The following is a 13,138-nucleotide window of genomic DNA, read 5'->3' on the forward strand; positions in this document are numbered from 1 at the left end:
GAAACCCGGCGCTTGCTTCACCGCAAATCCGTCGCATAATCAAACCAATCAGATGCGCCGACCATCTCTTAGCTCAGGACGCCATCTGTCCCAAAATCCCTGACGACGGACAGAATACACTGGGAAAGCTCATAATTAATCAAAAACAATAGGTTAGCAAGAAAAAAGGGAGCAGAGATCCAACATGTCCGATCTTAAAGACCCTGCTCCCCTACCCCGCCTAGCGGGATCTCAAAAACGGGGTTCGAACAATGGATCATGAACGAGCCCAAAGCGGACCCAGTAACACTCGTCACTCAATCTCGATGACGAAAGACCTTGAGTAGTCACTTCCATCGTCCCAAAAGTGTGGTTCGCGTGAATGCTTTGGGTTGGCAAAAAAGTGACCATATCCTTGCCTGCCGCGAAAATTGTCGGGATTACCTTTCGACCAATGTGTGTACGACAAGGGCTCACCTGTGCTCCAAACCCAGCCGCCAGACGGCTCTTTGCTGCCAGGCAGTTGATAAAGCCCAAAAGCTGGGCCGTGAATGTTTCCTACGCCGTCCGTACTAAAAAAACGTTTGTCGTTTTTTACAAGGTCATAGATAAATCGATTTTCTCTGGCGTTGCCGATTGTTGCCAAGTGTCCACCCATCTTTTCGGCAAAGCCGTTGGCTTGAGAAAAGTTCATCCTCCGATGCGCAACAAGATAAAGGTGTCCTTCGAAATATCCAAAAACGACTTCGCTGCGACCAAGGATTTTGAGTGCCCTCTGCAACCTTTCTTCCATGGCTTCCGGCATCTCTTCCTGCTTATAAGCGCGAGCGGTGTCGCTCTGGAGCGCTTTGATCTCGGGTACGTCCGGCAGCAGGCGCAAGAATGCAATATCGACCCGGGTTCCCGGATAAAGACCGTTGGCAACCCGAACCGTAGAGATCGCGTTGCGGGTTCTGGGACCGAAGGCACCGTCCACGCTGCCGACGTTCTGCCCCATCATGTTCAAAGCTTCTTGCACCAGTTTTCGTTGTTCCAACGTCAGATCAGCTTCGAGTTCGCCATCCGGAAAGTTCGCCTTCAGCCAGGGCTCTCTGTTTCGCTTTTTGCGTTTTGCCTCGGCTTCGGACTGCAACACGTCCAGCTTGTCTTTCGCAAAAGCAACTAGGTAGTGCTCTGAGTGCGCTTTGTATTTTTCCAGGAATTTTTCCCAAAAATAGACTGTTCCGCGGCTTTCAGCTTGGATATAATCCGAGGCTAGTTCGCTATTAATCTGCGCTGCTGCCATGGCGATTTCAGCCTTTGACATCTGCATTGTCGGGTCGGGTGGTAGAGGTTCCTTCAGGAAGAGATCAGATCCCGGTAGCGATCCGTATGTGAAAGGCTCTTGATACCCTTCGGTCGCCTGGAACACACTGTCTCGCACTTTGCGGAACATCTTGCCCACTTCAAGCCCGGGTTCTTCGAGATGCGTTAGCAAAGCGGAGGCGTAAGGGCTGTTACGACCATCGCCGTCGAGGGCCAATGTCCCTCCACGAGCTGAATAACCGACAAGAACGCCGCCCGGATCAATTCGGGCCAATCCTTGTCCAACACTGCGGGTGGCACTTGTCCTGATCATGTCAGTCACAAACGGGTTGTTACGGCACGCGTCAACAAGCACGATTTTCAATCCGGGAGATTGGGCGATTGAGTTCACTACCAAGTCAAGGCGAATTGCCTCAAAGTCCACATCGAGATCGCTGCGGAGTTCAGCGTTGACAGGAATGAGATAGTTATTGTTTTCAATTTCGATGCCATGCCCGGCGTAATAGATAATGACCTTGTCAGCGGACCGGGAGGCATCGGCAAAATCGCGAAGGGCAAGGCGCATTTCGCGGTAGTCCAAATCGGCTTTGATCGTGACTTCGAATCCGAGCCTTCCTAGAGCCGCCGCGATGTCTTTAGCGTCATTGGATGGGTTCGGGAGGTTCGCAACGTGTTCGTAATCCGCGTTCCCTATAACTAAGGCCACACGATTTTCTTTAGCAAAAGCATCAGAAGTAATGAAAACGCAAAGGGTTAATGCGGCCCATATGACGGCGTTTCTCAACACAGCTAGTTCCAATCGGACAATCGGCCGCAACCGTATCACAAACTCAGCTCTTCACCAAAACACGGCGAACAATGCCCATAGAAATGCGGCTCCAGGCTGAAGAAAATTTTTAGGGCAGGAATTGAAAGCCCGGTTAGTTCGCGGTTTTCATGTTTGAACTGGATGCCGCGAAAGCGTGATTTCGGTTACGATCAAAACTATGCATTGTGAATGACCGGTCTGTCGACAACTTCCGCAACAAAGATTTTCACCTTTCGCGAATGCGAACGAATGCTACGAAGGCAACATGTCTAAACACCAATGTGGAGAATATCCGCTAAGCGGTCGTCCCGATAATGCCCCGCGAGCGTCTGATTCGAGCCCAGGGTAGGCCTTTGTCCCACGGTTTCGCGCTGCTTCGCAGCGAATGAGCACATTGAGCATCTGCAGTATTCTGTAGAAAACTGCGATCTGTTTGATCGTACTGACAAGACTGCGACCAGGCCCACTAGGCGCTTCAACAACAGGTGCTTAAGGGCCGCACTCCCTTAATGCTAGAAATTTTGATTGGTTTGATATATTCTTAAAGTTGAATTTTTTCAGTTTTCTTACTTTATGGGGGATTGCAGAGTATGCGCTTTCTATTTTTGGCTTCCATTTTTGCGTCAAGTTTTTCGACTGGCGTGATGTCTCAAGCAGCAGGTTCACGCTGTGTTACGGACCAAGGGTGGTGTTGGGCATCACCTCCTGGCAACCCCGGAGATCATTGTGTTTGCCCGAACCCGAGTGGTTACGGTACGATTTCAGGCACGCTGCGGTAGCCAAATGAAGCAGGAAGACCGTTTCGCCCGCCGTGTCCGCCGTGTCTGCGACTATCTGATTGCCTCAGGATCTCCCCAGGCCTCTCGCTTGGAGGCTGCTCTCACCGCTTACCAAATGAACACCTCCGACGCCCAAGTGCAAAGCGACTTACGGAGCGCCATCAGTGAGGTCTACCCCACTATCGAAAAGCGTACCCTGGCAGCTGTTCTGGCTGGCACCTTTCAGCCTGGAAACGCAGAAGACCCGCGCAAAGGCAGAAATCTGTTTGCTCCGACCAATATCATTGCCATGCTTGGACTTATTCTTATCGCGGCCTCTCTACATTGGACTTATTGGTCGACCCGGGCAAGCGCCGTTATTGTCAGCCTCGATAGTGTCCTGGAGACACAGCGAAACTTGAACATCGAAGAGATTGTCCACACACGTGACCTATGCCAATACCAAGAGGTCCAACTTGATGATCAAGACGTTTATCGCTTTGTCGTCGCAGCCCGCGAGATGGCGTACTATGACACGATTTGGGTGGCTTCTCGCAACGAAGCACAAAACCTGAAGTCAGGATTTTGGCCCCTGCAACATCAGTTCCGTACAGTGCGAACCACAGTGAACGGAATATTCGAAGCTAAAGACAGCGGCACCAACAACCGCAATCTAAACAACCAGATCCTTGGTCCTGGCATTACCGCGGAGTCGGGGAACCCCTGTGACATCTTTGAAAAGCCTGAGAATCGCACCTTGGAAAAAGAGTTCCGCTGGTACCAAGCGTCCTTCAGAGATCTCGCAGCGGCGATTCCGCTCGTCAGTGGCGTGGAATTGTTTCGCGGCACCGGTACGGCGAGCATCGAGGTGTTGAAAAAAGATCTTCTGGAATCTCAATCCGTCGTACACCGGTGGCTCCTTCCAACCCTTCATGGAGCGCTCGGCGCCGTTATCTATTGTCTCGTGCGCGCTATTCGAGAACCCTTCCTTTTGCCGCTTGGCCCGCGTGATATCATGTTGCGCCTGTTTTTTGGTGCCTTCGTTGGGTACCTGATTTCGGCTCTCTTCCTACCAACAGGCATCATGGGTCAACCCACCAGTGGTGCGGCACCGATAACGTCGCTCGCAGCGTTTATTTTCGGCTACTCCATTGATTCTTTTATTGGACTTCTGGACCGCGTGAACACTTATGTCTCAGAACTCCCGGCGCAAAACAACACTTCAAAAAACAGTTGAAGCCGACCTTTGCTGGCCAATCGACTGTGCTTTTGCAAATGAGTGTCGAACAGGTGCCCACGGCACTTGCTCGATGCGCGGGGTATGTCACAGCTCCATGTTTATGATTGCCGTTTGAGGTCAATATCCCAATGGCAGATCCAAGAAAACGGGGAAGGCATGTCAAAAGCTTTTGCAAAAATCGCCTTTCAGGCCATCCAGCACGATCCTGATCTTCTCTTCCGCTGAATACTGCTTGCGGGTGGCTCGACGGATGTCTCTAACGATCTTCGCGCCGTGGCTCTTACGGGTTCCGGGTTTCTGTCTCATCTCCACTCCTTGGTGGTCACGATGTGCCAGAAACCCTCCCTTATCAAATCGGCCTAAACTGTCCCGTTGGTGCTGACGTCAGACAGCACGTACCCCAATTCGGTACCCCACTTGGGGGTAGATCTCAGCGCACGCAGCAGAACAACATCGGACACACCGACAGTAGAAACCCTGCTAATACAAGCTACTATCAGTGATAATCGGACACAACTGAATGTTGAAGTGGTGCCCCCAGACGGCAACAACATTCTGTTCCTTCATACCCAAATTCGTTCAATTTGGCAGCTAAAATCATGAAAAATATGACATAAAGTGTCCGAATTTGTGTTGTTGTGTTCTCCGCCATCCGGTAGGTTAAGGTGGATATTTAGGTGGATAGAAATGCGGGCAACAAACAGACTTTCGGCTTCCTTTGTTAAATCCGCACCGGTCGGTAAACATTGCGATGGCGCTGGGCTTTGGTTAATTTAACGAGACGATGGTGGCGCGCAGTGGATGCTTCGTGTGACTGTGCATGGCCGAAGGCGCGAAATGGGCTTAGGCGGCTATCCAACTCTTTCTCTTGCAGGTGCCCGGAGTGTTGCCCAGCGATGGCGCACAGTTGCTGCGGAAGGCCGTGATCCGGTCAAGGAGCGTGAAGCAGAGGCACGTGCGGCGCGACGGGAAGATGTTTCACTTGCGGTTCTGACTGCAGATGCATTCGAAGCGCGAAAGGCTGAACTCAAAGGCGATGGAAAAGCTGGGCGTTGGCTCTCACCGCTGAATGGGCATGTACTGCCCAAGCTTGGAAAGGTGCCAATAACAAACATTGACCAGCGCGACATTCGCGACACCCTGGCTCCTATCTGGCACACAAAAGCCGACACAGCGCGCAAAGCAATGAATCGGCTAAACATAGTCTTTCGCCATGCGGCCGCGCTGGGGTTGGACGTTGATCTTCAGGCCACAGAAAAAGCCAAAGCGTTGTTGGGAAAGTCACGTCATAAGCCAAAACACATCCCTGCTATGCCATGGAGTGAAGTTCTCAATTTCTATGCAAGCTTGGAGGAACCGTCGCTCTCGAACTTGGCAGTGAGGTTGCTCATCCTAACCGGCGTTCGCTCTAAACCTTTGCGCTTTATCAGGCTCGAACAGATTGAAGGAGACGTCTGGACTATACCCGGCGACGCCATGAAAGGTCGAATAGGGGCAACAAGTGATTTCCGTGTGCCGCTTTCGCAGGAAGCGCAACGCGTTATCGAACTTGCCCTGCCGCATTCCAGAAATGGTTTCCTTTTTCCGAATACACGGCGGGGCGTGATCTCTGATATGACACTCTCACGAATGATGGAACGTCGCAAACTGGACGCCCGCCCGCATGGCTTCCGCAGCAGTCTTCGCGACTGGCTGGCTGAAGCCACCGACGCGACACACGAAGCAGCCGAAGCGATGCTGGGACACGTAACCGACTCTGGTGTCGTTCGAGCTTACAGACGCACAGATTTTCTTGAGCAGCGCAGGGTGTTGAGCGAGCAATGGGCGAGCTACGTGTGCGGTGGAACTAGGGAAGTCGTTTCTTGCGTCTCAACACGGTAATTTACGCCAGCCGGCACCACTCTAAATACAGTGGCCGCGCAAATCTAAACAGCTACATATTGAATTGCACCAATTAGTCCGCTAACATTGGAACTGTTGCTGCGCAAGATGTGCAGCTCGTCTTCCCCGACACGGGGCACCCATTGGTGGGACGAGCGGCCGGTTGCGATCACTCTGGCTTTCGTCCCAAGTAAGAAAGGACGACTGGCCCTATGAGCGCAATTATTTCGACGCCCGCAAAGTACCTGACCCTGAATGAGCTTCGCGATAAACTCGGGAACCGTTCTTGTTCATCCATTTATGCCGACCTGGCTGCAGAGCGGCTTCCCAAACCCGTCAAACTTGGTGGTCGTTTGTTGTGGATCGAGGAAGAAATCGATTCCCACCTCCGCGCTCTGCGCGATGGCGAAATATGCTAATCGCGCGCAGTGGAGGATCCATTATGGTCGGTCGCTTCGATACATCGAAAATAGCTAACATCACTTGTGACGCTGTGAGCCCACGGGAAATTGGAAAGCTGCGGAAGGTTACTCACGATGAGTAATTTCAACGCCAAACGTGCCCGCACAAAACGTCCCTGCCCACTTTGGGTAGACGCATTCCAGCGTGATACACAACACCTCGCAGCCGATGAAGTTGGCGCCTACATGCTTATTCTCATGGCGATGTGGGTGCGCGAAACATGTGATTTTCCTGATGATGACCGCCGCCTTGCGGCGGTATCTAGGGTGTCTTCCCGCCTCTGGAAAGCGCGTATCGGATCGGTCATCAGGGAGTTCCTTAAAGTCGACGGCGGCATGCTGGTTTCCCAGAGGTTACGGAAAGAAGCCGCTTACGTTGAACAACAGGTTGCGCGACAGCCAAACCGAAAAAAGGGTCAGAATCCAGATAAGCCTCTGAAAAGTAAAGATACGACGGCAACCGTGGATCCTTCCGCGGAGCAACCTACCCAACAACCCAACAACCCAAGTAATTCCGATACTTACGTATCGGCGTTTGCCGACACAGTCGATTTCACAAAAGAAGTCTTCGACAGAGGTGTTGCCTTCCTTGGCAAATACGGAACTCCTGAGCAGAAAGCGCGCACTCTTATTGGGATGTGGCGCAAGCAATCCGGCGACGCGGCCACATTTAATGCGCTTCGGAACGCAAGCCGAATGGGTGTGACAGAGCCAGTCTCTTGGATCACCGCCGCCCTTAAAGCCAATACCTCAACCAAGCCCGACCTTGACGCGCTCATTAACGGTGTCAGTTTTGGAGGCCACAAATGAGCCATCGAGAGAATTTCTTGAAATCCAAGCTCAAGGATCTGCTTGAACGGCGCTCTATGCCCCGGCATCTGGCCGGGATTGAAAAGGCCCAGAGCGAAGAAACGAAGTCGTTGGCAATCACAGTTGGTAAGTTCGCGCCTCGGAGTGGTTACGAGGCTTGGTGGCCGAAGTTTCAACAGCAGTTGGACGAGGACGCCAAAACTCGCGCTTGGCCCACGGCATTCGAAATCAAGGCTGCGGCTCAGTTGGTACAGGGAACCACGACCCAACGCCCTGTGCAGGGCGACGAGATTGACACGCTGAAGGTTTACGCTGAAGGTTTACGCTGACCGCATTGAGGCAGGTGAACTCGTTCCCGAAGGCTGCCTGTTTGGCGCCATCTGCGTTGAAATGCAATCTCGCGGGCTCCTGGACGCAGGCACACTTCGCAATTACCGGAATGGATGGTTTTTCAACGCCCAGAGGCAATACGGTAGAGAAAAAGCCCTCCAGATGAAGGACCAAATGGACCAGCGCCAGGAAGCGGCTGAGCGGGCCGCGCGTGAAAATTCCAAGCCTCAAACTCTCCCCGCGCCCGATCCTTTGCAGCCAACTCATTACATTTGGGATGGCGCAGAATGAACCGAGTGGAAACGTTTGCCACTGCTAAAAGCAAGTCGGTGGGAGTAACACCATCGCCTCGCGCCCATCATGGGGTTTGCCAACTATGCTAACAAATGTTGAGGTTTTTTGATGGGACGGCCGACAAAGCGAGAAATCAAAATACGATCGCTCTTTCATCGTGCCCCCATCGATTGGCAGGCACTGCAGTCACGTTGGCGGCCGTGCCCGGCAGAAGCGCATAAGCACCCAAACTATCGGAGGGATTGCTCACAGTGCGGCGGTGCAAACTGCAAACGGATGGCGGAGCTCGGGTTGAATGATGCCGGGGAACCACTGCCTAAGTCAGAACGCCCAACATGCGGCGCAAAAACCCGAGTAGGAAGCCAGTGTCAGGCCCGGGTCGTACCTGGAAAGCGGCGTTGCAGGTTGCATGGTGGTCTTAGTACAGGCCCGAAGGGGAAGCGAAGAGTTAAAGCCAATTTTGAACCAGAGGGCGGCTGAACAGAGGCGTTGCGGTACCTCTTTAGACTATTGGCTTCCCTGGCCGGAAACAGCTGAATAAGGCGTTCAAATACGACAAACGCTGATACAAACGACGCAACCACATCAATATCATGTTCGGCAAGCTGAAGAATTGGAGGCGCTTGGCAACTCGATACGACAAGTGCCCAAAGGTCTTCCTGTCTGCCATCACCATTGCCCTACTCTTCATTTACTGTCGATGAGTCCTGAGCCTAGGCGACCTCGGCACATCCGCTTCCGACCTGATCACAGTCATTCATAATCAAAAAGGCAACCGTCAAGATGGGCTCGGAGCGGTCGTTCGCTACGCAGCCCATCAATGACTGCCTTGCGGACAAAGCTGACAAAAACACGATCCCTAAGTATCCTGTTTGCACTGAGAATGCTTGGGACTGGAAGACGGCTTATGCAAAGAATCATTATTGAAACCTGCGAGAAACTACCAACAAAGGACGAGCTCAATAACATTTTATCGCAGTACTACGAACTCATCGTTCAGAGAATGCGGGCCATGGGCTTCGATATCGATCTAGCGGCGCCCGAAAGTGCGCTCGCTGAATTTTGGGAAAATTCAGATGACTATCTGCCTCCGAACGGATGCTTGGTTGTTGCCCGATCTGACGGTGGTGAGATCGTAGGCTGTGGGATGATGAAGTGTCTCGGACCAGACACCGGTGAACTCAAAAGAGTTTTTGTTACCGAGAAAGCGAGAGGAACGGGCACTGGGCGTGCTTTGATAGAGGCGCGTGAGAATATCGCGCGGAAAATGGGCCTAAAACGGCTGATAGCAGATACGCTCACACCGAATGTGGAAATGAGAGACCTTTATCCCAAGCTTGGATTTTTAGAGTTGAACAGCCCCATAGAAACTACAACCTACAAGGATCAGCCGATGTTGCGCCCACATCTACACTTTTTCGCAAAAGACCTTTGAGACAGATTCTTAGACACCTTCAACGAGAATTAGATCCGTGTCGGAAATCTTCTCTCGGACTAAACGTGCCTCAGTGTACGCATCTGACTCATAAAACGCTCGAGCTGCATCAATGCTCTCGAACTCAATTACTATAGACAGGCCCTGCGCGTCGCCCTCGCGATGGTCAGGTGACGGGTTCCGCACTAAGACATTTCCCTTGTGCGCTTTGATCGCAGCGCCTGAAAGCAGCTTGAACTCCTCGAATGCGTCCTTGTCGTGAACGCGAATATGCGCGACTAGATATCCTTTAGCCATCCTGTCTTCCTCGTTCGGTTGTGCGTCTCTGACCAAGGTACGGTTGTAGGGCAAGATAACAAAACGGTTTTTCGATCAGCCGCATCACAAGGCTGAAGTATCAATGGTGCTTTTTTGGGCTCGGTACGATCATTCGGAGTGTTTTGCTTGCACGACCGCTCTGCGGGCGGTATCGCCGGGAAGTTGAACCAGAAAAGTCGGAAAAAATGTCAAACCGGTTCTACCAGATCGACACACCTGAAGGCCGAGCACAAACTTTGGCGAACTCCATAAAACCAGACTGCTGATCTGCTAACCCCAAAAAACGTCAGACAAGGCTAGAATTGCTCTGGCAACATTGCTGCCGGTACGTTCTGGAAACAAACAGGCCGCAAAAAGCGGCGGATGGCCAGTGTGCCTACGGATGTTGCTCCAAAGTTCGTGGAAGCCGGGTATGGACCTCCGTGTACCATCGTGTCGCTGACTTCCACACCAGTCGGGAAACCATTTACAAGAATCCGGCCAGCCTTGCGTTCAAGAACTGGCAACAACGTTTGCGCAATTTCCGCGTCATCTGAATCCACGTGCAGCGTGCATGTGAGCTGCCCCTGCAGGGACATAGACACTTCCCGCATCTGGCCGATGTTTTCTGCGACTACCAGGAGCCCCAATGGCCCGAAAACCTCGTGTCCCAGTGTTTCATTGCCCAGCCAACCCTGTGCCGAGACCTGATAAAGGAAAGGGGTTGCCGTGCGCCCGTCGCACGCTGTTGCCAGCAATTCGGTAACAGACGGTTCTGCAGCGATCATCGACTGACCGCTACGGTATGCCGCCGCAATGCCGTCTGTCAGCATGGTTTGTGGGGCGGTGCTCTTCAAGCCTTCGACTGCTGCCTTGGCAATTTCTTCGGCGTGGTCCTTCAAGACGACTGCAATGCCTGGGTTAGTGCAGAACTGGCCCGCACCCATCGTAAGCGAACCGGCCCAGCCGGCACCAATCTCAGCACCCCGTGTCGCAGCGGCTGCCGGCAGGATGAACATCGGGTTGGTTGAACCCAGTTCACCAAAGAACGGAATGGGTTCAGGACGCTGCGCACAAAGATCAAAAAGAGCACGGCCACCGGTCAAAGAGCCGGTAAACCCTACCGCTCGGATCAGCGGGTGTGTTACCAGTGCCTGCCCTGCCGCCATCGTGTCACCGTGTACGAATGAGAAAGCGCCAGGATGCGTGCCCGTCTTGTCGATTGCGCCCTTGATGGCGTCTGCAACAATCTCTCCGGTCCCCGGATGCGCGGGATGGCCTTTGACCACAACAGGGCAACCGGCGGCCAGCGCCGAAGCAGTGTCGCCACCAGCGGTTGAGAACGCAAGCGGGAAGTTTGATGCCCCGAAAACGGCAACTGGCCCGATAGGGCGCTGTACCATTTTCAGATCAGGACGCGGCAAAGGGGCTCGATCCGGCAACGCTTTGTCATGGCGGCGGTCCAGATAGTCACCTGACAGGATATGAGAGGCGAACAGGCGCAACTGGCCTACGGTACGACCCCGCTCTCCCTGAATCCGAGCTTCGGGAAGGCCGGTTTCCTGCGTGCCAATTTGGGTAATGAGATTGCCGCGCGCGTCGATCTCATCAGCAATCGCATTCAGCAGGGCCGCGCGGTCTTCGCGGGTGGAATACCCAAAGCTCCAGAATGCCTCTTCGGCGGCTTGGACCGCTGCGTCGATATGGGCGGTGGTTCCGGATGAATATTCATGTGCGGGCCGACGCGCCGGGGAGGATGAGAATTTCACGTCTCCAGCGATCCATTCACCTGCAATCAGGTGTTTTCCGTGCGGCTTGAAAGTCATGTTTCAGTTGTCCCAATGCGTGACCATGTCACATGCGATGTCAAAAGCAGCGCGGGTTGCGCCGACATCCGCACAGCCTTGGCCTGCGATATCAAACGCCGTTCCGTGGGCCGGGGTGGACACGGGGAATGGCAGCCCACCCTGCACCGTCACACCACGGTCAAAGCCAAGCAGTTTCAGCGCTATCTGACCCTGATCGTGATACATCGTCACAACCGCGTCGATTTCCTTGGCAACCGCCTTGAGGAACACGGTGTCGGACGGCCACGGACCATCAACTGACATCTGCCCCCGCGCCAGTTTGCGGACTGCCGGTTCGAGGATGTCGATCTCCTCGGTGCCAAAATTTCCACCGTCACCGGCATGCGGATTGATCGCGGCCACTGAAATCCGAGGGCGATTCAAACCAGAACGGCGCAGTGTGTTGTGGATCAGATGCACCGCTTCGGCAACGCGTTCTTCGCTGATCATGTCGGCCACGTCACGCAGGGCGACATGACTGGTCACGCGGCTGGTCCACATGCCGTCAAGCGTGTTGAGTTCCGAGATGTAGTTCGTCACGCCCAGCTTTTCGGCCATGTAGTGAAGCTCGTCATCATGACCCAGCCCCGCCAAGTGCATCGCAGCCTTGTTGAACGGTCCAAATACGATGGCGTCAATCACACCGGAGCGCGTCAGTTCCAGAGCGGAATCCAGCGTTCGCAGAACCGATGCTCCGCCAGCTTCGGTCACTTCGGCAACCCTCACTTCGTCAGGCGCAATCGTCTCCATCTCGTGTAGGGCGAACGCAGGGGCTTGGGTCCAGTCGCCCGACACGTCAACGGGGGTCAGGTCATAAGTTTCACCGGCGACGGTCTGTCCCGTTTCAAACACATGCCTGTCGCCGATCAGCAGAATGTCCGCCGCCTCGGAAACGCCCTCCGAAGTCAGTAACCGTGCGATCAGTTCCGGCCCGATGCCGCTTGGATCACCGGGGATAATACCAATTCTGGGCTTCATCTTTCAGTCCTCGGACTTTGCTCCACTGCTTTGGGCGTGAAGGCGTTCAATATTCTCGATTGTACTATTCAGGTGATCGCGCAGCGCCCGCCGCGTCGCGGCTGCGTCACGTTTTTGCAGGGCGTCGGTGATCCGCGAGTGTTCGGACAGAGTATTGTCACGGCGATCAACCTGTTGCGACGACAAGAAACGTGCACGCCAAAGGCGGGCGTTATATTGCCGGTGCGTTTCGATAAGGGGCTCATTCCGGCTGGCTTCAACGATGGCCGCGTGAAACTGCATGTCGAGTTGAAAGAACTCCAGCGGTTCGAGCTTTCCGGAACCTTTGGACATACGAGCGCCCAAACGAACGATTTCGGCTATTTCAGCCATCGTTGCTTCGACGCAGGCGATTTCACCCGCCAACGCTTCGAGAGCGCCCAAGACCGAAATATACTGCGTCAACTCGTGCAGAGAAGGGTCGGCAACGTGCGGGCGCCGTGTGGCCGAGTACTCCACCAACCCTTCAACTTCGAGCAACCGCAAGGCTTCGCGCAAAGGCGTACGGGATACGCCGAGCGCCTCGGCCAGATCACGTTCGGGAATTGCCGTACCGGGGGCAAGCTTACCCAGCAGAATAAATTCGCGCAGGTTGTCGGCGGCTTCTTCGGCAAGTGTCTTGCGTGGCTTTACACCACCTTCTTCTTTCAGGCTATCAATCCAGCTCTCGCTCAAA

General features: G+C 53.8%; 13 protein-coding genes and 2 pseudogenes. 9 read left to right on the forward strand and 6 right to left on the reverse strand.

The window, feature by feature from the left end; translation table 11 throughout:
• Positions 1-292: 292 nt before the first annotated feature.
• Positions 293-2,071, reverse strand: coding sequence for a caspase family protein (locus ACR0JW_RS22100; RefSeq protein WP_480714456.1), 1,779 nt, complete (start codon positions 2,069-2,071; stop codon positions 293-295).
• An 804-nt stretch (positions 2,072-2,875) separates the two neighbouring features.
• Between ACR0JW_RS22100 and ACR0JW_RS22105 the strand changes: the two genes are divergently transcribed.
• Positions 2,876-4,087 carry a hypothetical protein gene (locus ACR0JW_RS22105; RefSeq protein WP_170682692.1) on the forward strand — a complete coding sequence of 404 codons (1,212 nt, stop codon included), beginning with the start codon at positions 2,876-2,878 and terminating at the stop codon, positions 4,085-4,087.
• A 162-nt stretch (positions 4,088-4,249) separates the two neighbouring features.
• Here the strand turns inward: ACR0JW_RS22105 and ACR0JW_RS22110 are convergent, their stop codons facing one another.
• A complete protein-coding gene (locus tag ACR0JW_RS22110) occupies positions 4,250-4,396 on the reverse strand; it encodes a hypothetical protein (protein ID WP_170825060.1) in 147 nt (48 codons plus the stop codon).
• A gap of 492 nt (positions 4,397-4,888) precedes the next feature.
• Here ACR0JW_RS22110 and ACR0JW_RS22115 point away from each other — a divergent pair.
• The 8 genes and pseudogenes from ACR0JW_RS22115 to ACR0JW_RS22150 form a co-directional block, all read left to right on the forward strand.
• Positions 4,889-5,029 (forward strand): annotated as a pseudogene (locus ACR0JW_RS22115) (Arm DNA-binding domain-containing protein); the annotation flags it as partial.
• A gap of 51 nt (positions 5,030-5,080) precedes the next feature.
• Positions 5,081-5,971: a tyrosine-type recombinase/integrase gene (locus ACR0JW_RS22120; protein WP_480714482.1), complete on the forward strand. Its 891-nt coding sequence runs from the start codon at positions 5,081-5,083 to the stop codon at positions 5,969-5,971.
• A gap of 212 nt (positions 5,972-6,183) precedes the next feature.
• The gene (locus ACR0JW_RS22125; protein WP_480714457.1) at positions 6,184-6,390 is read left to right on the forward strand and encodes a helix-turn-helix transcriptional regulator; all 207 of its coding nucleotides are present in this window, start codon (positions 6,184-6,186) and stop codon (positions 6,388-6,390) included.
• A 117-nt stretch (positions 6,391-6,507) separates the two neighbouring features.
• Entirely contained in the window at positions 6,508-7,242 is a 735-nt protein-coding gene (locus ACR0JW_RS22130; protein WP_480714458.1) for a DUF1376 domain-containing protein, read from the forward strand.
• On the forward strand, positions 7,239-7,571 hold the full coding sequence (locus ACR0JW_RS22135; protein ID WP_480714459.1) for a hypothetical protein: 333 nt from the start codon (positions 7,239-7,241) through the stop codon (positions 7,569-7,571). Before ACR0JW_RS22130 ends, ACR0JW_RS22135 begins: the two co-directional genes overlap by 4 nt.
• A gap of 571 nt (positions 7,572-8,142) precedes the next feature.
• Positions 8,143-8,346 (forward strand): HGGxSTG domain-containing protein, encoded by a 204-nt coding sequence (locus ACR0JW_RS22140; RefSeq protein WP_480714460.1) that lies wholly within the window; start codon positions 8,143-8,145, stop codon positions 8,344-8,346.
• A gap of 38 nt (positions 8,347-8,384) precedes the next feature.
• Positions 8,385-8,570 (forward strand): annotated as a pseudogene (locus ACR0JW_RS22145) (transposase); the annotation flags it as partial.
• Positions 8,571-8,773: 203 nt separating this feature from the next.
• Positions 8,774-9,301, forward strand: coding sequence for a GNAT family N-acetyltransferase (locus tag ACR0JW_RS22150; RefSeq protein ID WP_480714461.1), 528 nt, complete (start codon positions 8,774-8,776; stop codon positions 9,299-9,301).
• Between the two features lie 9 nt (positions 9,302-9,310).
• Here the strand turns inward: ACR0JW_RS22150 and ACR0JW_RS22155 are convergent, their stop codons facing one another.
• The 4 genes from ACR0JW_RS22155 to ACR0JW_RS22170 form a co-directional block, all read right to left on the reverse strand.
• A complete protein-coding gene (locus ACR0JW_RS22155) occupies positions 9,311-9,598 on the reverse strand; it encodes a DUF1330 domain-containing protein (protein ID WP_480714462.1) in 288 nt (95 codons plus the stop codon).
• Positions 9,599-9,915: 317 nt separating this feature from the next.
• Positions 9,916-11,424, reverse strand: a complete 1,509-nt coding sequence (locus ACR0JW_RS22160) for an aldehyde dehydrogenase (NADP(+)) (RefSeq protein ID WP_480714463.1) — start codon at positions 11,422-11,424, stop codon at positions 9,916-9,918.
• 3 nt (positions 11,425-11,427) lie between these two features.
• Positions 11,428-12,423, reverse strand: coding sequence for a 4-hydroxythreonine-4-phosphate dehydrogenase PdxA (locus ACR0JW_RS22165; protein WP_480714464.1), 996 nt, complete (start codon positions 12,421-12,423; stop codon positions 11,428-11,430).
• Positions 12,424-12,426: 3 nt separating this feature from the next.
• Positions 12,427-13,137 (reverse strand): GntR family transcriptional regulator, encoded by a 711-nt coding sequence (locus tag ACR0JW_RS22170; protein ID WP_170613893.1) that lies wholly within the window; start codon positions 13,135-13,137, stop codon positions 12,427-12,429.
• Position 13,138: the final 1 nt, after the last annotated feature.

It is taken from the genome of Ruegeria sp. BG6 (assembly GCF_056538465.1).

Bases quoted from the DNA above. Each gene is read 5' to 3' on its own strand.
- ACR0JW_RS22140 (WP_480714460.1), top strand. From the start codon at position 8,143: ATGGCGGAGCTCGGGTTGAATGATGCCGGGGAACCACTGCCTAAGTCA.
- ACR0JW_RS22125 (WP_480714457.1), top strand. From the start codon at position 6,184: ATGAGCGCAATTATTTCGACGCCCGCAAAGTACCTGACCCTGAATGAG.
- ACR0JW_RS22105 (WP_170682692.1), top strand. From the start codon at position 2,876: ATGAAGCAGGAAGACCGTTTCGCCCGCCGTGTCCGCCGTGTCTGCGAC.
- ACR0JW_RS22155 (WP_480714462.1), bottom strand. From the start codon at position 9,598: ATGGCTAAAGGATATCTAGTCGCGCATATTCGCGTTCACGACAAGGAC.
- ACR0JW_RS22135 (WP_480714459.1), top strand. From the start codon at position 7,239: ATGAGCCATCGAGAGAATTTCTTGAAATCCAAGCTCAAGGATCTGCTT.
- ACR0JW_RS22110 (WP_170825060.1), bottom strand. From the start codon at position 4,396: ATGAGACAGAAACCCGGAACCCGTAAGAGCCACGGCGCGAAGATCGTT.
- ACR0JW_RS22165 (WP_480714464.1), bottom strand. From the start codon at position 12,423: ATGAAGCCCAGAATTGGTATTATCCCCGGTGATCCAAGCGGCATCGGG.
- ACR0JW_RS22130 (WP_480714458.1), top strand. From the start codon at position 6,508: ATGAGTAATTTCAACGCCAAACGTGCCCGCACAAAACGTCCCTGCCCA.
- ACR0JW_RS22160 (WP_480714463.1), bottom strand. From the start codon at position 11,424: ATGACTTTCAAGCCGCACGGAAAACACCTGATTGCAGGTGAATGGATC.
- ACR0JW_RS22150 (WP_480714461.1), top strand. From the start codon at position 8,774: ATGCAAAGAATCATTATTGAAACCTGCGAGAAACTACCAACAAAGGAC.